General features: G+C 37.6%; 9 protein-coding genes. All 9 read right to left on the bottom strand.

Features of this window, described 5'->3' with window-relative positions:
* Positions 1-169 precede the first annotated feature (169 nt).
* A complete protein-coding gene (locus tag FLEMA_RS0103740) occupies positions 170-3,484 on the bottom strand; it encodes a VCBS repeat-containing protein (protein WP_026994304.1) in 3,315 nt (1,104 codons plus the stop codon).
* Between the two features lie 33 nt (positions 3,485-3,517).
* Positions 3,518-5,908, bottom strand: a complete 2,391-nt coding sequence (locus tag FLEMA_RS0103735; protein ID WP_026994303.1) for a TonB-dependent receptor — start codon at positions 5,906-5,908, stop codon at positions 3,518-3,520.
* Positions 5,909-5,926: 18 nt separating this feature from the next.
* Positions 5,927-7,120, bottom strand: coding sequence for a DUF4249 domain-containing protein (locus FLEMA_RS0103730; protein WP_026994302.1), 1,194 nt, complete (start codon positions 7,118-7,120; stop codon positions 5,927-5,929).
* A 21-nt stretch (positions 7,121-7,141) separates the two neighbouring features.
* Complete coding sequence (locus tag FLEMA_RS0103725; RefSeq protein WP_026994301.1) at positions 7,142-9,901, bottom strand: glycoside hydrolase family 31 protein; 2,760 nt, start codon at positions 9,899-9,901, stop codon at positions 7,142-7,144.
* A gap of 42 nt (positions 9,902-9,943) precedes the next feature.
* Positions 9,944-13,264, bottom strand: a complete 3,321-nt coding sequence (locus FLEMA_RS0103720) for a VCBS repeat-containing protein (protein WP_081681251.1) — start codon at positions 13,262-13,264, stop codon at positions 9,944-9,946.
* Positions 13,265-13,297: 33 nt separating this feature from the next.
* Positions 13,298-15,367, bottom strand: a complete 2,070-nt coding sequence (locus FLEMA_RS0103715) for a glycoside hydrolase family 97 protein (RefSeq protein WP_026994299.1) — start codon at positions 15,365-15,367, stop codon at positions 13,298-13,300.
* A gap of 68 nt (positions 15,368-15,435) precedes the next feature.
* Positions 15,436-16,011 carry a hypothetical protein gene (locus FLEMA_RS0103710; RefSeq protein ID WP_026994298.1) on the bottom strand — a complete coding sequence of 192 codons (576 nt, stop codon included), beginning with the start codon at positions 16,009-16,011 and terminating at the stop codon, positions 15,436-15,438.
* Positions 16,012-16,173: 162 nt separating this feature from the next.
* Positions 16,174-17,667: a RagB/SusD family nutrient uptake outer membrane protein gene (locus FLEMA_RS0103705; RefSeq protein WP_026994297.1), complete on the bottom strand. Its 1,494-nt coding sequence runs from the start codon at positions 17,665-17,667 to the stop codon at positions 16,174-16,176.
* Positions 17,668-17,777: 110 nt separating this feature from the next.
* Positions 17,778-20,795, bottom strand: coding sequence for a SusC/RagA family TonB-linked outer membrane protein (locus FLEMA_RS0103700; RefSeq protein WP_044170752.1), 3,018 nt, complete (start codon positions 20,793-20,795; stop codon positions 17,778-17,780).
* Positions 20,796-21,058 lie beyond the last annotated feature (263 nt).

Raw genomic sequence — 21,058 nt, 5'->3', positions numbered from 1 at the left:
ATTTACTAAATAACAAGCTATAACACTTTATGTTTTGTAGTTGTTATTTAGTAAAAAATTATAAGACTAAACGCTTCAAAAATAAAACATTCTTGGCACTCTTTTACCTTTTATTCGCTAAAAACAAAACCCCGCAAGCTTTAAAACTTGCGGGGATAGTAATGGTATTTTAGGGTAACTGCTCTAGCACCATGAGTTTGTTGTTATTTCGGGCTACCAAATAGTAAGTTTTGCCTTTAATACGAATAGGGCGGATTCTTTTTACTTGTCCGTCTACAGGTATTCCTATCGACTTCACCTCCCAATTGCCTTTACCTTTATTGAGTAACAATGTACCATAATTGGCATCATAGCGACCCATCTGGACATTGCAATCGTAAAAATTACCCATCAATAGCACATCAGGAAGTTGGTCTTTGTTGACATCAACCACCTGTGCGGCATAATAAGGCGTAAACTGAGCCTGATATGGCAACGCTTTTAGGGAGAATTTTCCTTTACCATCGTTGATGAGTATTGCATTTGAAAAGTAATTAGCCTCAAAAACAGTTGCATTAGATAGCTCTGAACCTCCAACCAAATCAGCGATTTCGGCTTTGGCGAAATCTTTGGCCAACAAAAACTTTTTCTTCATAAAAGGAAACTGTTTTTGGGTTTCCATTTTATTGGCAAAAAGGGTTTCCTTTCCTCCTAAATAATAGGTTAATAGCTGGTCGGTTGTACCATTTTTATCAAAATCACTCACATACATCTTCACAGGTTCGGTGTCCGACGCTTTCAAGCGGCTATTGAGGCCGAGATTTCCCACCAAAATATCTAGGTCGCCATCAAGGTCAAAGTCTTGTGTATAAGTAAAATTCCACCATCCCTTTTCGGTCGTTAGCATTTTTTTCACAAACTTCCCTTTTTGATTTTCTAACATACAAATACCATCCCATTCTAAAGAAAGTAACAAATCTTGGTCACCGTCCTTGTCTAAGTCTGCCCATTCTGCATTTTTCACAAACCCAATAGTCAGCAAATCTTTGGCTACAGTAGAAGTTATATCGCTAAACTTGCCAGTTCCGTCATTTTTGAGCAAATACGAGCTTGGCACTTTGCCATAGCCATAAGGCACAGCCCTACCACCTATAAACAAATCGAACTTGGCATCGCCTGTAAAGTCGAGGGCTTTGATAGTCGAAGCTGTCATTCTAATATCGGGGAAGGCATCATCTTTGATCGTGAGGTTACCCTTTCCGTCATTGAGATAAGCTCTTGGAAACAGGTAGTCTGACTTACCAAAAAACTCGTTTCCACCTTCGGCCACCACCAAATCAAGGTGAGTATCGTTGTTGATGTCGACCCATTGAGCGTCAACCTCTTCATAAATCGAATCTTTTTTAAAGGCTGTTTGTATACTTTCTCTGAATTTACCATTGGTATTCTGGAGAAACAAACGAGGTAAAGATTCCTTTGACGAACCCAAGAAAATATCCTCCAAGCCATCATGATTAATATCGGCCACAGCCAAAGCAGGCCCTTCTGAAGACATTTTGTGTGGTATCAGTGCTTCACGCTCGAATTCTACAAAGTCATTTTCTTCGTGACTAATGGCTAGATTAAAATCATTAGCAACATCACGAAACGACCCATTATTATTTTTTCTATTTTTAAATCTTTCAAAATCAAATATCGGTAGTCCTTTTTTGTAAGTAATCGACAAAGAATCTTTCAAGCCTGATGTAGGTATTTTCTGATATGATCTATCAGGCCAAATTAAATATACAGAATCTATTTCGGCTTTGTTACCTAATCCTATAGACAGTGGTATTTCCATACTTGCCTGAAATGCCCGAACAGGAAATTTTTCAAAAGATAGCATTTCCTCTTTCTTAAATACTAACACCCTTGCCCCTATAGCATTAAGATTTTTTTCAGAGCCTTTCAGGTATATTTTTGAATGCGAGGCATTAGGAGCGTATTTTTCAGCCAAGTTTCTATACACAAAAGCTTTATCATTGATATTGTTGGTAATAATATCTAAATCGCCATCGTTGTCCAAATCCGCATATATAGCTCCATTAGAATAAGAGTTTTGATTATTGAGGATAGCCGTTTCTTGGTCTTGAAACTGTAGAGTAGGTGTATTTCTGAAGAACTTATTCGGTATTTTTATTTCGGGAAGTTTATCAACCAACGAAATATCTTTTTCGTCCATCTCCTTGTTATCGAGTTTTTGCTGAATATCCTCCGATGATACAAAATTGATATAGTCTATATCATTCATTCTTTTAGGAATACCATTTGAAATAAACAAATCTTTTCTACCATCATTATCAAAATCTACCAATAAAGGCGACCACGACCAATCGGTAGCATGTACACCTGAGTACATCCCAATTTCGCTAAAAGTACCATTGCCATTGTTGAGCTGGAGATTGTTTCGGGCAAATTGATAATTATATCCTTGAAGTAATTTATACCGAAAGATAGAATATGAATCTTCCCCTTCCGAACGCTTGAGTATTTCACGGTCGAATGGAAGCATATCTAAAGAGATGATTTCGGGAAAAATATCATTATTAATATCGGCAATATCGATACCCATTGAAAACTGGCTAGTGTGCCGAATAGATTGGTCTAGTTGTTCTTTGAATGTACCATTTTTTTGGTTGATATATAAATAATCATTTTCATGAAAATCATTTCCTATGTACATATCAGGGTATCCATCGAAATTAATATCGCCTATGCCTACGCCCAAGCCATACCCCAAAGCATCAGAAATAATACCAACATTTTGGGTTATTTCGATATATTTGCCATTGTCATTTCTAAAAAATCTGTCACCCGCCAGTGGGTGAAACGTATTTTTAAATTTATCTCTTGAACCAAATGTACCATTTTGATGTACCGAATGGTTTAGCTGAAACATATCTAAGTCGCCATCTAAGTCGTAATCTATAAAAGCGGCTTGTGTACCAAAGCCCACTAAATCCAACCCATACTCTTTAGACTTTTCAGCATATACAGGAATACCTTCTTTGCTAATTTCTTGACAAACAAACAAAAGATTATGCCCCTTGAGCATATCAAAATCACCGACTTGGCTTACATAAATATCTAATAGGCCATCTTGATTAATATCGACGATTGATACCCCATTCGACCACCCTTTTTCTCCCTTAAAATGAGCCTTTTCAGTAATATCCTCAAATTTCATTTGGCCTTTATTCAAGAATATTTTATTGTCTTTCATATTGGCGGTCAGTACAATATCTACCCAGCCATCGTTATTCAAGTCGCCAGCACCAATACCTCCTCCATTATAAAAGTACATATAGCGAAAGATATTGAAGTCTTTGGTAGGTATCAAATCATTAGAAAAATCAATACCTGTTTGTTGGGAATCTAGTAGTTCAAAGGTATATTCTTCCTTATGCTGACTACAAGCACTGAATAACAAACAAAGGATAAATAGTTGTATAAAAACTTTTTGCATGATTAATTATTTTACTAAAAATGGTTAATATATCTAAAACTCAAAGTTATATGCGATTGATACAATTGGTGCGGCAAATATTTGCAACTGATACGCTTTGTTCACGCCATTCTCGCTTTTAAAAAACACAGAATACACATTTTTGTGTGCATACAAATTGTAGGCAGTAAATGACCAATGGCTTTTCACTTTTTTGTTTTTCATGGTTGGGTTATAGATATTCCAAGCAAAGTCTAAGCGATGATAGTCGGGAATACGCTTATTGTTTCGTTGGTCATAAAATGGGTAAAAGTTGTTCAAATAGTTGATAAAACCAACAGGTTCGGTATATGGGCGGCCAGTACTATACACAAATGTAAAACTAAACGAGTTATGGTCATTTACGAATATATCAATAGAGGTATTTAGGCTATGCGGGCGGTCATAATTGGCCGCATACCAATTTCCATTATTTACTTTCTCTAAAGCACTGAGGCCACTGAGGGTTCGGTTTTCGGTACGAGAATATGTATAATTTGCCCAGCCTGTTAATTTTCCTTTTTTCTTAGACACCATAAGCTCTAGGCCATAAGCTCGGCTTTCGCCTTGTACAATTTGAGTTTCGGGATACTGCTGTAGTAAAAAGTCGGCACCGGGTTTATAATCAACCATATTTTGAGTATATCGGAAATAGCCTTCTACCGAAACCTCATAGATATTATCTTTTAGGTTGCGATAATATCCTGCCGAAACCAAGTTGCTAATTTGAGGCTTAATATGTTTATCGCTTGTTTTCCAGCGAGAAGTAGGTATCGGTGTTGTTGTATTGGATACCACTTGTAAGTATTGTCGCATTAAATTATACCCAAATTTCAAAGATGAGTTTTCATTGAGGGTATATCGAATACCTATTCGAGGCTCAAAGCCACCGTAAGATTGAATCACCTTACCAGATGCCACTTGTACGGTATCTATTACCGAAAAATCATCACGGGGTTCTGATATTTGGTAATTTCGGTAATTAGATGGCCCCATAGCGGCAAAATAAGAATAGCGTAAACCAAGTGATAGAGCCAGCTTAGTCGACAAGGCTAATTCTGTGTCGCCATACCATGCCATTTCATTGGCATATTCGGTTGGAGTAGTAATGTACTGTACACTCACACTTTTGTTGGGGTTGAGTGTGCCAGGTTTAATAATATATTGCGTAAAGCTTAATCCTGTTTCTATTTTAAAATTATCTAATTGGTAATTGATATTAGATTTGAGTTGTTTTTGTAAAAGGCTTGACGCTAGTTTAACGGCATTGTCTGATTGATACTCGGTAGTTGCAATAGTAGGAGAATATTGTGCAAAAACCGCTGTTGTCTGAATATCTATTTTTGATGAAATCACATGATACCAACGCATCATGGCATTGGTGGTTTGATGATTATAATACGTAGATGTTCCTACCACATTGGGAAGATTGGGCAACAAGTTTGTTTTAAAATAATCAAGACTTGTATAACCCATAGCTGTAAAGGTATTTTTGCTATTGATTCGCCAAAATAATTTAGAGACCCCTTCTCCAAATTTGGTTTTAATGTCATTGAATTTTTCAGAAGCCAAAGGCAACATAAAGTCATTGAATGCCCCTCGTCCTGCAATATATATCCCTAGTTTTTCTTTGACAATAGGAATGTCGGCCATTACTCTATTCGATACAATACTGATACCTCCTTTCAAATGAAGCTTATCTAAACTAGGATTTTTAAGCTTTACGTCAATTACAGAGGCTGCTCGCCCGCCAAATCGGCCAGGAACATTACCTTTAAATAAATCTAAGTTAGATACAGCATCGGGAGGGAATACCGAAAACAAGCCAAACATGTGAGTTGGATTAAAAATGGGGGTATCGTCGAGTAATATAAGGTTTTGATCAGTTGTACCACCCCTAATATTTACGCCGTTTGATGCCTCGCCAACACTTGTAACACCTGGCAACATCTGTATTCCTCTTAGTAAATCTAGTTCGCCAAATGCCGCTGGAAGCTTTTCTAAATTCTTAATACTAATTTGATTTACTCCCAACAAGGGTTGTCGAACGGTTTTATCAAGACCTTTTGTTGTTACAATTACTTGTTCTATTTCGTTGGCAACAGCTTTCATTTTAAAAACAAGACCGATACTATTGCCCCCTTTAGGAATATATAATGATATAGGTAAATAACCTAAATATCTAATTTTCAAGACATGACTTCCTTCTGGTACTGATACATAAAAATGCCCCTTGGCATCGGTAGTGGTACTTGATAATCGTTTGCTAAAATCTACAACAACTGATGCCCCCTGCAAAGGCGATTGTGTCAACGAGTCCAATAAGATTCCCTCCACTACACTTTGTGCAGATACCGACGTGAAGCAAAATATACATATTGAAGTCAGTAAATATTTGAATTTCATTTTGGGAATGTTTAGGGATTATTTCCAACCTTGAGGCATACTTGGTGTTCTTTTTCTACTTTTTTTACAGATAGCTAAAGGAATATACGGTCGTTCATTAGAAGGTTCTTCGTAAATAGCATCTCGGTTGTTGATAGTTTTAAAAATATTATTGTAGGCTCCGCCAGAGGTATTTTTTCTAGTAAGGTTAAACCTTATCTCAGACACCGATGAAACCGTAAAAAAGCCTAATACAAGTTCTTGTTCGTCTTTGATATTATTGACGTTGCTTTTGATAGGTGCAGGAGGCGTATCGGCCAACGTTCCTGTATTAACAGATTGGTCTTGTAATAACTTTAAGTTTCGATAAGCATTAGGAGTCAGCGACATTTGTTGAACACTTACTAACGATGCGTTAGACTGTATCAGTGGTATTTGGGCGGCTAGCTTTCCTTTTTGCGACTGCCCATCGGTATATATATCCGACTGGATATTGATGTCTGAACTATAAAAAATATCCCAACATAAATTATCACAGCTATAATCATAGAGGTTATTTCCTAGCAAGGTAAGGTCTCGATAACAATCGCCTGTTATACCATTTCCTGTTTCGTATAGGTAATACTTTCCTTGCCTACATGTTTCACAAATTGTTTGAATTTCCCAGTTAACCCAACGCCATCTATAAAAGTTTTTCTCGTTTGCGGTATCATCAAAATCAACATATATATTATTGCAAGCTATCTGCTCGCTTCCAGGGAAAGCACTTTTAATTCCTTTTGGATTAAACTCATCATAAATATTCTTGATTGTGGGTACAGGCAACATTTTTTCAACAGACGATGTATATCTTTTACCATCGGTAGTCAAAAACATTAATTGATATGTATTGCCAACTTTTCCTCTAAAGCCATTGGGCAACTGATAATACCCTGGCTCTATTTCAGTTAGCTCGAGGGTTTCTTTATCATTCACCACTACTTTTACCTGAGCCTGAGTAACTGGAAGTGTTGTAGTTTCTTTAGAACGAATAGAAGCTGAATATTCTGAACTAGAAAAAGAGGCATCTTCTAGGGTTCGGCTAATGGTAATAACCTGAGGTTCGTTTAAATCTGTGAGGACTCCATCGACAAGTAAATACCCTTTTGAAGTATTAATTTCGACATCATAAGTTTCTACACAAGATAACAAACCTATACAGAACAGCAAAAAAAGACTTAATAAAGGCTTCATATCTATTTTTTTTAGCTCTTTTTAAAAAATTACTATTTTTTTACTGACCACTATTCCATTTTCTTCTATCAATCGAATAATATGTACCCCACGTACGACAGGCATTTCCCAGTTTTGTTTTAATACAACACCTTTAGACTGTTTTCCTATGTTTACTTGCGACAATACCGTTCCTTGTTCAGAGAGTAATTCGAGGGTGTATCTACCCGTAGATGGAATATTAGTAGTTATGGTAATGTTTTGACCAGCCTGAACAGGATTTGGATGAACACTAAAGAAACTGCTTTCTGCCAGTTCTTCATCTATGCCAGTGATAATTGCCAAACCATTGCGTTCAATACTAATCTGAACTCGTTCGTTACAATTCCACAGATACCGTATTTTGAGCTGCTTGGTAGCCACATTATAGTACGATAAAAAATCTTTGTTAAAAGCCGATTCGTTCAATACCACGGCAACATTCTGGTTGTTAATCTTAACCGATTTGGGAATAGAGGTTAGGTTTTCTACTTCTAAAACCATGGCTCTAGTAGATAGCCCACCTTTAAATGTATGAGTTCTATTCAACTGAATAGCAATACTATCTGTCCAAGTTTGGCCCGAAAACTGTAATTGCTCAAACTGCTGGCTAGCTATTGCCTGCGGATTATTTCCATCGTCATGATACATCGTAAATGTTGTACTTGGCACTGATATATCTTGAAAGTATTTTAGCAATAAACTATCGGAGGTATAGTATTCTGTAGATACTTTGGCCGACTGAGCCAGAGGAATAATACTTCCAGCTTTGGCATATACAGGAATGTGTTCTAATGACAATTGATTAAATACATTATTATTACCATCGTGCAGTTCATTTGTCCAGAAATTAAACCATTTTCCTTTGGGTAAAACCACCTTACGCACAAGCATTCCATGTAATAATACAGGAGCTACTAGCAAGTTTTCACCAAAGAAATATTGGTCTTTATTATTACCTAAGGGTTTATCAAACTCAAAATAATCCATTGGCAAACAAATTGGTCTTCCTGTTGTTGTGTTTTGCCATGCAAGTGTATAAATATAGGGTAAAAGCTTGTAGCGAATATTGAGGTAGTTTCTAAAAATTGAGCCAAAAGGTTCAGACAAATTGTAGGGTTCAATATTTTCGCGAAGCCCATGTACACGAACCATTGGCGAAAAAACCGACATCTGTAACCATCTTAAATCAAGCTCTTCATTTTTATCTTTCTGCGAAGGGTCGGTAAAAAAGCCCCCCACATCCGAGTGCATATAAGCCAAGCCCGACATGCCTGACTGTAGCATAATCGGGATTTGGACATTGAGCCCAGCCCAATAACGCGTTACGTCGCCACTCCAAGGCAACACTCCGTATCGTTGTGCACCAGTATAGGCTGAACGAATAAGATGAAAAAGCCTTTTTTGAGGGTATTCTATGCGATACCCTTCCGACATATTTTGAGCCCATATCAACGGATATAAATTATGTACCTGTAAGGTAGAACCTATTGGGTGGAGTAAATTTAAAGGATGTGTTTCGGGTTCTACCTTATCCGACCACCAACCGCTTACACCTTGATTAATAAGGCGTTTGTAATTATCCCATAACCATTTTTGAGTAGAGGATTGATAAATATCTAACAAACCAACTACCCCATTCCACATAGAAAAGGTGCTGGTTTTATGGGTCAAAATATCTTTTGCTAGATAGCCTAATGAATCTGCTATTTTGAAATTGGAGGAATTAATTGTTACATAAGGGTCAGAGATCAGAATAGTTTTTACGCCTTTATTTGAAAAATCGCCCATCATTTTGGTAGGATTAGGCCATTTTGACAAATCCCAATCCAAATTCCCCATTTTGGTTTCATTGCCATACCAATACAAATCAAGGATGAGGGCATCTATTGGAAACCCTTGAGCCCTTAACTTAGATACCACACTGATGGCCTCCTCTTCTGAACGATAACCATATTTTGATTGTAAATACCCAAAAGCCCAACGGGGTGGTAAAGGTTGTCGTCCAGTCAGTAATGTATATCCTGCCAAAATTTCATCGTTGGAATCTCCATTAATCAAGTAATATGCCCAATGTCCCTTGCTATTAATTTGGATATTTAACTTTGTAGAATCCAATGCACCTACGTACATCCGCATAGAGCCTGGCAATTGACTATCAACCAATAACCCATATCGGTGCGACGATACCAAGAAAGGGATATTGATACCTTGTACCACCTTGGTGTTTTCTTCATAATAACCTGGCTCGTAGGTATTGTAGAAATCAAAAACCTTTTTGTTAAGGTCTAAGCCAAAAGGCCTTGCTCCTGCACCATGAAATATATCTTTGGGATTTATTCGGAAAGAAAGATACACAGAATCGGGTGTTTGAGTAAAGCCTTCATCTTCTTGTATTTTAAACGAATTTCCAGATTTTAAGCCTACCCGAAGCGGATATTTATCTACTTGTAAAACACATTTCTCAAATTGTATTTCTATTGTTTCTGATGTTTCTTTGATAGGATTGTCTAATCTCTGTGGTTTCAGGATAATTGTGTAAGCACTATCCACCACTATTTGATTGGTTTTCAACATTTGTATTTTAAAGATATTTTGACCCAATACTTGAATCAAAATATCTCCTGTTGTTCCTTTAAGCCTTAGTTCAGTATTAGTTTTTATGAAACTAACATAATTTCCTACCTGTTGAGCAAAGGTATTAATACCATTGAAACACAAGATTAGGCTGATAGCAATTCTGACAAAATGAGTTGTATTCATATTTCACAGGAAATAGCACGCTTGATTGACTATTAGAATACGTTATTTTTTCAACCTAAACACCTTCGGAAAATCGTTGTTGACCAATGCCAGGTAATTGACCTGACCTTTCATTTTTAAAGGAACAATCTGCTTTATTTCGCCATTGAGCAAAAAGCCACTCTGCTGGTTTGTTAGGGCTTCAAAATGTCCTTTCCCTTTGTTGATTAGCACATTGCCACGGCTTGCATCTATCATTCCGAGCTGTGGAATAAATCCTGTATAATTTCCTCCTAGCATAAGGTCGGGTAGCCCGTCGTGATTTATATCGGTGGTTTCAATAGCATTGATACACGACAATTGGGTTACTTCTGGTAGCTCGCTCAAAGTAAAGTTGCCTTTGCCATCGTTAACAGCAACTACTGATTTACAATAACCTACTGTTTTTATAAGACTACCCTCTAAGATATCGGAAGGGAAAAGGTCTTGTAAAGTTTTTTGGGCATAATCTGAATGTTTTAGTATCTGCTTTTTAAGGGCTGGAAACTGTTCGGCCATTTCTCTTTTTAAGAAAACAGGTACGTCTTTCCCTCCTACTGTCTTGGTCAGGATTTTGTCGGTGCTACCATTTTTATCAAAATCTTTTACCCAGATTTTGAGCGGAGCTTCAATACTAGCTTTTAGGGTAAAGTTTTCGCCCATATTACCTATTACCAAGTCATTGTCACCGTCTTTGTCAATATCCAAAACCTTTACAGCTTCCCAAAAACCTGTATATTGCTCTAATCCACTGGTAGCTTTCTGAAATTTCTTTCCTGATGCAATTAATATTTGCGGAGCTATCCAGTCGCCAACAACCACCAAATCTTTTTTACCGTCGCCATTGATATCACTCCACGAGGCATCACGAATCATCCCTAATTCGAGCAAATCAGGAGCTACCGATGAGGTTACATCCTTGAATGTACCATTGCCCTGGTTTTCGTATATAAAACTTGGAGGGTTTTGACCATACTGAATAGGAACACTCCTACTGCCTACAAATAAATCTAGGTCGCCGTCGCCATCAACATCGTATGGTAATACCACAGATGTATTGTAGCTATTAATAGGAATGGCATTCGACACATAGCTAAATTGTCCTTTACCATCGTTAAGATACAGGCGGTCTAGTAGTTCGCTCGACCCTTTGGTATTTTCATTGCCTCCGCTACCTACATACAAATCTAAATCACCATCGTTGTCGGCATCGAAAAAGCTAACGGCAGTATCTTCTGTAAATGAAAACGTTTTGAAGATAGCCTGAGGTGATTTTTGAAAACCAGAAGCCGTTTGCAAATAAAGCCGCCCTCCTTGATATTTGGCACCACAGATATAAATATCTTCTAGCCCATCACCATTCACATCGCCAACGGCGGCTTTAGGCCCTTCGCGAGAAAGCAATGCAGGTAAGTTTTTTTCTTGATAAAAATCTTCGTAACTATCTTCTACGTGTTTTTCTAATGGACTGGCAAGGACTTCAAAATACCCTTTGGTTGATTGTGTTGGAGGATAATTCGTTATTTTATGGGCATCTTTAATAGCTACAGTATGCGTAAAATCTATTTTAGGATTCTTATAGACACTGATTCGGAGGTTGGGCCAAGTAATAACCATTGAATCTAATTTTGAGATACTACCCAAGCCAAATGTCAATGGATATTCGGTACTAGACTGAAAGCCCCTTGAAGGAACTACCATACGAGTTTGTACCATTTTGTTGGCATAAATATCCACTTTGGCCCCTACAGCAAAAGTATTTTGCCCCTCACCCTGTAATTTCACCTTGATATAATGCTTTTTATTGGTTAGTTTATCTGAGTTGTTGCGATATACAAAGCAAGGCATATTGACATTATTTACCACCAAATCTAAGTCGCCATCGTTGTCTAAATCGGCATACGTAGCTCCATTAGAGAACGACGGGGTTTCAAATCCAAACGCTTTGGCTTTCTCCTCAAACTTTAGGGTTTGGGTATTATGGAAAAAATTGTTGGGAATTGGATGTGAAGGCATATTTTCAATAATCTTGCTAAAGCTTTCTTTTACGCCTGTAGACTCCATACGTTGCATCAACTCATTGGCAAAAAAATCAATAAAATCTTGGTCGATTACATCGTGGTAAATCCCATTACACACATAAATATCATTGTAACCATCGTTATCGGCATCAAACATCAATGCCCCCCAGCTCCAATCGCTGGCGGCAACACCTGCGTAATTACCAATTTCGCTAAAGGTACCATCTTGGTTGTTGAGTTGAAGGCTATTTTGCTGAAACTGATTATAAAAACCACGGTCTTTTTTTAATTTAAACACATAATGATTATCGAAAGAAGAAGTTGTTTTGAGGCGGTATTCATCTCTTGGCAACATATCGGTTGTAATAATTTCAGAGAAACCATCATTATTGACATCGGCCATATCGGCACCCATCGAAGCCAAACTAATATGCTTCATCCGTTGTTCTATTTCTTCTTTAAAAGTCCCATCTTTTTGGTTGATATACAGATAATCTTTTTCATAAAAATCGTTGGAAACGTAAATATCTGGATAATGGTCGTTGTTGGCATCGCCTATAGTGACACCCAAGCCAAAGCCGATTAAGCTACTATAAATACCTGCTTCCTTAGACACATCATGGAAAACACCATTATCATTTCGCATCAATTTGTCGCCTCCCCCCTTCAAGAAATCCTTTACAGGCCAATCTTCAGCACGCATATCACGATTATTAGCATAGTTAAGGGTATTTACAGGAATAAAGCTATTGTTGAGAATATAACAATCCAAATCGCCGTCCATGTCGTAATCAAAAAAGGCTGCATGTGTGGTATATCCACCTTCATCTAAACCATACTTAGCAGCAGATTCGGTAAAAGTCAGGTTTCCGTTGTTGATAAAAAGAGCGTTTTTTTGCTGTTTAGTAAATTTGCGATAGCCCGCATTACAGACATAAATATCCAACAGTCCATCATGATTAATATCAACCATTACTACACCTGTATTCCATTTATCGGCTTCTTCTATACCTGCTTTTTTAGAAATATCTTCATATTTCCAATTGCCTTTATTGAGGTAAAGTTTGTTAGACCCCATATTGGACGTAAAGAAAATATCGGGTAATCCATCGTTGTTGATGTCACCTACTGCTACGCCACCACCGTTATAAAAGTTACGATAATTGAAAATATTAAACTCTTCGGTATTCTCAATTTTGTTATTAAATACGATACCCGTTTCCTCTTCTTTCATCAGCTCAAACACAGGCTCATTTTCTTGTTTAGAACAAGCCACAGCCATACTTATGAAAAGAATAAAAGCGATTTTCTGAAAAATTTTCATTGGTAATAATTTTAAATAATGCTTACAGAAAAACTACAATTTGACTATGCTAATAGCACAACCTCCACCTTTGGCCAATTTTAATGCCAAGACAGACGTACTGTTAAGTTCAACTTTTTGGATAACATAGGCTTCTGGATTACTTTCCCAATTGGCGTTATCGGCATCTCGATAAATGATTGCTTGATATTGCTGATTTTTTGGTAAAAAATCAAAGTGGACGGTAATTTCACGGGCATTTTCGTCGGTAATTGCTCCTACAAACCAGCTTTCTTTTCCTTTTTGTTTGCGGGCAATAGCTATATAATCGCCAGGCTCGGCATCTAGTACTTTGGTATCGTCCCAGTCTACAGGCACATCTTTGATAAACTGAAAAGCATCAGGATAGCGGCTAAAGTTTTCGGGTAAGTCGCCCGCCATTTGCAGAGGGCTATACATGGTTACGTACAAAGCCAATTGTTTGGCAAGTGTAGTTCTAACACGTGTTTTGCGAGAAGGCTCAAATTGATTTAGTTGCATTCTGAAAAAGCCCGGTGTATAGTCCATTGGGCCACCCATTAGCCTAGTAAAAGGTAGTATTGTTTCATGCTCAGGGGTTAGCCCCAAAGTAGGAGCATTGTTAAATTCATTGCCACGGGCGGCTTCATTGGCGAGCCAGTTAGGATATGTTCTGTGCAAGCCCGTTGGGCGTGCAGACTCGTGAGCCTCCAGCATAATTTTATATTCTATCGCTTTTTCGGCCACACGATTATAATGATTTACCATCCATTGGCTATCGTGATGCTCGCCCCTTGGGATAATCTTCCCTACATAACCTGTTTTTACGGTATTAATTCCTTTGTCATTCATGTATTGGAAAGCCCTGTCTATTCGGCGTTCGTAATTGGTTGCCGAACCAGAGGTTTCGTGGTGCATAATAAGCTTTACCCCCTTATCTTTGGCATAAGCCAATAGGGCATCTATATTGTAATCGGCATAAGGTGTTACAAAATCAAAAACCTCCTCTTTCCAATTGCCAAACCAATCCTCCCAGCCCTCGTTCCAGCCCTCTACCAATACGCCATCAAAGCCATTGTTGGCGGCAAAATCTATGTATTTTTTAACATTTTCTGTATTTGCCCCATGTTTGCCACTACTTTTTTCCCAAGTAGCTTTTCCCACGTGCATTTCCCACCACATTCCTATAAACTTTTGGGGCTTAATCCAGTCGGTATGTTCAATTTTTGAAGGTTCGTTAAGGTTCAAAATCATTTTTGAAGCCAACACATCCGTAGCTTTTTCAGTAATAACCAATGTTCGCCAAGGCGTTTTGGCAGGTGTTTGCAAATACGCTTTGTTGCCAACGGCATCAGGTGTAAGGTGCGATGTAAGCCCTAATTGGGGGGTATCAGCAAGTAAGTGCATTACAGGATAATTCACCAAAGCCGCCTCGTGGATATTCAAGTAAATACCCTCGGGGGTTTTCATCATCAAGGGAGTTTGTACGGCATTGTCACCAATGATTGATTTTACGGCAATATCTTTTTCTTTATTGGCAGCAGCCAGAGCCTTTATTCCAGTAAAAAGAGTAGTATTATAAAGATACTCATTGGTGTCGTAATCGCCTGGAATCCAGAAAGTTTTATTATTGGCACTCAAATTAAACTGTGTTAACTCATCAGCTACAATAAAATGTTTGAAATTAGTTTGTTCTGGAAACTCGTAGCGAAAGCCTACGCCGTCGTTGAATACCCGAAAAATAATATCAAGTAAGATATTGGACGGAACGGCCTTCAAGTGGAGCTTTATTTCCTTATAGTGATTGGTAATACTGTGGGTTTCACCCCAAACAGGTTGCCACGTATCAAGATGTTCGGTCGAATCAGTTGAGGTAATAGCAAAGCGATTGAGTAGAACAGCAGGTTTAGCCAGTTTAAATCCTAAAGAAGATGGCCTGAGAATAGTAATATTATTAATACTTACCCTGTAGGTAATACTGCCATTGGAGGCGAGAGCCAGCCCTAGCTTAATTCGAGTACTGGGAGATTGAATCTCGATGTTCTTTTGTGCCAAACTGGTAGTATACAACAGCAGTATTAGCATGAATACACCTAAATACTTCATTAGTTTAAATCTTTTGTATAAAAATGGTTTTGGGAACTTCTACAATGGCATCATCAATAACAACAGAGTTATTGTTGGTAAAATAAATCTGTTTCTTTCACATCTTGCATCTTAAACAGAGGCTTCTTGATTACAATCAACGCCTTCAAGGTATTCCATTGGGTAGGTTCATTTTGCATTTGATACAATCCTACTTTACCTGTCAAGCTAATCACCGCTTTTTCCTTATTCAAGGAAATAACTTTTATATGTCCTTCGGTCATTAAATACCCTTCTCCAAGGTTCTTTTTTTCATCTTTTATGCGGCCAATCATTACACTCGCATTGATTTGATTGTCTTTAAACACTGTTTTTTCAATAGGTTTTTCTTTATACCAATGCTCTCCGCCAAAGGCTAATACGACATTGCTTCTGTATTGGTCAAACAAACTAACCCGAAAGAAAGAATTAAATACGGTAAGTTCACCTTGAAACACGCTTGTTTCTGGATAAAAATCCTTACCATCAATCAGCACTTCAATTTTTGCCTCATGGTCATTAAGTTTCTCCAAAATTTTATTAACTCTAGCTTTACTTACGTCAGAAGAACTACAAGATAATACTGTAAAAAATGCCAGTACACCTATAATAAATTTTAATTTCATCTTTTACAATTACTAATTTTTGAGAGTGCTCTAATAGAATAAATTCAGTAACAAAACAACACCCATAACAATTGGACTTTTGAAAATATTAGGATATTAAACAAAAATGCTCGATAAATCGAGCATTCTTGTTTAATATAACAGCTACATTTAGTGTACCTATTAATATCCAGCGTTTTGTTTCAAGTTAGGGTTAGAAACAATTGCCGAAGAAGGAATAGGGAACAATACTAAATGAGCATCTTTTTTCTCAGCACCAGTACCAGTCAAGAATTTCCCGAAACGAATTTCGTAAGTTCTTGCTCCACCTTCCCAGTATGTTTCACGACCAATTTCGTCAAAAAGAGCTTGTTCTGTCAACGATGTCAAAGCTTTTGCACCACGAGCAGTTCTTAGTTCATTAACAAGTGTCAAAGCACTAGCAGCGTTTCCACTTCTGAAAAGAGCTTCAGCTTTTGCCAATACTACCTCACCCAAACGAGTTAAGATATATTTACCAGCATCAGATGGGTGATACTTGATTACACGAATACCTTTATCAGTAGCAGCACCAGCCAAAGGTACATCTCTTGTGAAAGAAAGCACTTTTTGAGTTCTTGTATCAACAATTGGTTTACCGCTATCATCAATTTGAGTACCAATCAAGAAACCACGTCCAATACCTGAGAATTCTTTTCCATTACCCAAAGCAGGAGAACCTTTACGTTGGTCACCAGTTTCAAACTTGTCATAGAAATCAGCCAAAGTTGTAAAACCATTCCAACCTGAAGGGTTTTGGTTGTAGTGAAGTGTCATAAACCAACGGTTTTGAGCAGTACCTTCATTACTTACAAAAATCACCTCGCTAGAGCCTGCATTAGCAAAGTTTTTGAAATAGCTAGACTCTAAAGCATATCCAGAAGCAGTAACTGCATTGGCATAAGCTATCACTTTATCCATATCGGCCTTATCAAAAGTATATGGGCCTGCTGGAGTAGATGACTTGAATACAGCTTTATTCAAATACAATTTAGCTAACAAAGCATTGGCAGCTGCTTTTGAAGCAACCCCTGGCGTTACATTTGGTTTCAAATCGCTTAATCCAGGAAGGGCTTCTTCCAAATCTTTCACGATAAAATCAAAAGCTTCAGAGCGAGACAAAATTTTAGGGAATTCATTTACCCCTTGAGTTACTTCTCTGAATGGTACTTGACCAAAGTAATCCATTACGTGATACATGTTAAACGCACGTAAAAATTTAGCCTGAGCTAACTGAGATGCAGATGGGCTCGACGCAATAATTTCGTTGGTTTTATATACACGTTGGTTCAAATTGTTCCAAGCATCTCTAATATACGTGTGAGAAGCATCCCAAGTGTGGGCATCCAATGTACGCCATACACCATTATCGCCCCAGTCTACACCACGAGTTGGCGGAATCATTTCAGCAGAAGTATGCTCTCCTAGTGCATATATACCTGCTTGGTCTGTATAAGTACCTAAGTCAACATAAGCAGACGCTAATAGTTCTGTTGGATTTCCTGGCGTAAAAGTAGCATCTCCAGAAGAAGCACGTACGCTAGAATCCTTTTCAGGAACAACTAAGTCTGTACAAGCAGTTAGAGCAAAGAAACTTATACTAGTAAATAATACTTTAGGAAAATGTTTATTTTTCATTGTGAATTTTCTTTTAAATGTTATTGACCTACTATCTATTTCAATCGGTTTAATAAAGTATTAAGTTGAAACTTTACTGATTAGTTTTAAAGTATTCAGATTAACATTAATTAGAATGAAATATTAGCACCTACTGTCCAAGTTCTTGCTCTTGGGTAAGCAGTATAATCAATACCAGCCGAAGGAATACCGTTAAGAGATTTGTTTGTGTTCACCTCTGGGTCTTGACCACTGTAGTTGGTGAAAGTTAACAAGTTTTGGCCTGTCACAAATACTCTTAAATTAGAGATATTTTTACTTCCTGTTTTGATTTTGTAACCTAATGTTAAGTTTTGCAAACGAACGAAGTCACCTTTTTCCAAGAAACGAGTAGATACGTCTGGAGCATTCAATGGGCCTTCACCGTTACCAATTACGCTTTTCACAACGTTACGACCGTTTGCAAAAGCACCAGCAGTAAAGAATGCGTTAGCCGTGTTAGAGTAAAGGTAGCTACCAAATACACCGTTGAAGAAGAAACTCAAATCAAAACCTTTGTATTTGAAGTTGTTTGTCAAACCTGCAGTAACAGTAGGAAGTGGACTTTTTCCGATAAATTGTTGGAAGTCTCCTTCTGGGTAAACAGAGTTTCCATTGCTATCATAACCACCGAATTGACGCAAGAACCATGCAAACAATGGCTGACCTTCAGCAATACGTTGAGCAAATGCACCAGAAAGACCTTGACCGTTAATTTCACCTGTATCATATACACCCACTAAGTTTTTCACTAAGTTTTTGTTATATGCCATGTTGTACAACACCTCCCAAGTAAAGTCACCACCATCAATTACTTGTGCATTCAAACCTAATTCAACACCACGGTTTTGAATATCTGTATCTAAGTTTTTCCAAACAAATGGTGTTGGAGCTGGCTGAGCAGATACTACTTGGAACAACAAATCTTTTGTATGTTTTTCGTAGAATTCGATATTACCAGAAAGTCTGTTTTTCAAGATTGCGAAGTCCAAACCGATGTTCAATGCTGAAGTAGTTTCCCATTTCAAATCAGGGTTGTTAAACGCAACAGCATTCAAACCACCACCTTCAATGTTGTCACCGCCTTGGTTGATACTCCAGTTGCTATATCTATCTCTTCTATCATACAAGTTGTGAGGGATTGACTGGTTACCAGTAATACCATAACCTACACGAAGAGCTAAATCAGAGAATACATCTCTTGGTACAAATGCTTCTTCAAACAATTTCCATTTGAATGCAAAAGAAGGGAAATAACCATATTTGTTGTTACCACCAAATTTAGAAGAACCATCGACACGTAGAGTACCAGTCAACAAATACTTACTATTGATTGATACGTTTACACGGCCAAAATATGATTGTAATTCGTCTCTTTCAGCAAATGAGTTTTGAATCAAAGAACCTTTGGTACCGCTATTAGCAGAAGCTAAGTTATTCAACATCAAATCTAATTCGCTTACACGGAAGTTAGTAGCGGTGATATTTTTACCTTCTCTTTCAAATGTTTGGTATGAATAACCCAACAATGCGTTGAATGTAAAGTTTTTAGAGAAATCTTTATCATAAGTAAAGTAGTTTTCAAACAAACGGTTATTTACTTGAATATCTCTTACGTAAGCACGACCCAAGCCACTAACACCTTCGATCACCAAATCTTTAGAGTAAGCTGATTTTCTTGTTGAGAAAGAACGGTCAAAACCAATTACAGTTTTGAATTTCAAACCAGTTGCAATTTGTAGTTCAGCATTGAAGTTACCTAATGCACGAAGGGTATTCGTATTATCTTTAGATAAGTTCAAGAAAGCTACAGGGTTTGGTTCTGTAATACCTGGTTGGTTATAAGTACCATCTGCTTTATAAACAGACATTGTAGGGTTTGATTTCAAAGCCCCTGCCAATAAGTCACCCGTAAAACCTGAGTTTTCTGAGATAGGCACACCTACATCTTCAGTATTCGCCAAGTTTACACTTGTACCAATAGTTAAACGGTCATTGATAAATTTCTTGTTTCCATTAAAACCTACACTGTAACGAGTCATCTTAGATTTCTCGATAATACCTTCTTGGCCCATATAGCCCAAAGAGAAACGGTAACTACCAGAGTTGTCACCACCGCCATAAGCTAAATTGTGTTGGTTAGTAATCGCTGTTCTAAAAATCTGATCTTGCCAGTCTGTAGAACCTTTTTGGTTTTGAGTAGGGTTAGCGGCTGCAAATTCAGAAGCAGACAACAAGTCATATTTCTTTGTAATACTGCTAATACCTAAAGAATAACCATAATCTAATGTTCCTTTACCTGTTTTTCCTTTTTTAGTAGTAATCAAAACAACACCATTAGCACCACGCGAACCGTAAATAGCTGTTGCAGAAGCATCTTTCAAAATGTCGATACTTGCAATATCATCAGGGTTCATAAAACTTAATGGGTTTTTTGCTGCTTGACGACCAACACCACTTGCATCACCATCACCAGAAGTATTATCACCACTCAAAGGAACACCATCTACAACAAATAATGGGTTATTACCACCATATACTGAAGATGTACCACGAATACGCACGTTGATACCACCACCAGGTTCACCACTTGATTGTGTAATTTGTACCCCTGGAACACGACCTTGCATCAATTGTTCAGGAGACGAAACAATACCTTTGTTGAAGTCTTTTGTACCAATTGCATTTACAGCACCAGTAGCATCTTTCTTCTTTACAGTACCATAACCAATTACAACAACTTCATCTAATGCCTTAGTTTCTGAAGCTAGACCTACGTTGATTTCAGAACGATTGCCTACTGAAACCTCTTGTTTTGCATAGCCTACAAACGAAAATACCAAAGTGCTTCCACCCGGAACAGCAATTTTGTAAGAACCAGTAGCATCAGTTTGAGTACCTTTGTTTGTTCCTTTTACTTGTACTGTTACACCCGGTAAGCCTGAGCCATCACCGCTATCAGTTACTTTTCCAGTAACATTTTTGTCCTGAGCATACACCCCTACAGACACAAGCATTGCTACAGCTATCATTGCGAACTTCAAAAGCCCCTTTGATACTGCACCTTGTCGCGTTGGGCGACCAAACCATCGGTAAAAATGATTTTTCATAGGTAATATTAAGATTGGGAAAAATGGTTAATGAAATTTGAGAAATGAAATCGTAGTTTTTATATGAGTAAAAAAGACTAAACACTCGTCGTTTTATGAATTAGCGGTTGTAAGTGTTTGGGACTTTCTTGCCAAAAAGTATAAAATTGCTATGATTCCACTTGACAAAATAGGCGAGAAAGTTTCTATAATTCAATTTTTTTTTGAAAAAATTTTATTCTAACATCCTGCAACTTTTCTCTAAAATTGCACTAAAACTATAC

This window comes from Flectobacillus major DSM 103 (genome assembly GCF_000427405.1).
In the GTDB taxonomy this organism is placed as follows: domain Bacteria; phylum Bacteroidota; class Bacteroidia; order Cytophagales; family Spirosomataceae; genus Flectobacillus; species Flectobacillus major.
This window is presented reverse-complemented; position numbering and strand designations above follow the sequence as displayed.

Bases quoted from the DNA above. Each gene is read 5' to 3' on its own strand.
- FLEMA_RS0103740 (WP_026994304.1), bottom strand. From the start codon at position 3,484: ATGCAAAAAGTTTTTATACAACTATTTATCCTTTGTTTGTTATTCAGT.
- FLEMA_RS0103735 (WP_026994303.1), bottom strand. From the start codon at position 5,908: ATGAAATTCAAATATTTACTGACTTCAATATGTATATTTTGCTTCACG.
- FLEMA_RS0103730 (WP_026994302.1), bottom strand. From the start codon at position 7,120: ATGAAGCCTTTATTAAGTCTTTTTTTGCTGTTCTGTATAGGTTTGTTA.
- FLEMA_RS0103725 (WP_026994301.1), bottom strand. From the start codon at position 9,901: ATGAATACAACTCATTTTGTCAGAATTGCTATCAGCCTAATCTTGTGT.
- FLEMA_RS0103720 (WP_081681251.1), bottom strand. From the start codon at position 13,264: ATGAAAATTTTTCAGAAAATCGCTTTTATTCTTTTCATAAGTATGGCT.
- FLEMA_RS0103715 (WP_026994299.1), bottom strand. From the start codon at position 15,367: ATGAAGTATTTAGGTGTATTCATGCTAATACTGCTGTTGTATACTACC.
- FLEMA_RS0103710 (WP_026994298.1), bottom strand. From the start codon at position 16,011: ATGAAATTAAAATTTATTATAGGTGTACTGGCATTTTTTACAGTATTA.
- FLEMA_RS0103705 (WP_026994297.1), bottom strand. From the start codon at position 17,667: ATGAAAAATAAACATTTTCCTAAAGTATTATTTACTAGTATAAGTTTC.
- FLEMA_RS0103700 (WP_044170752.1), bottom strand. From the start codon at position 20,795: ATGAAAAATCATTTTTACCGATGGTTTGGTCGCCCAACGCGACAAGGT.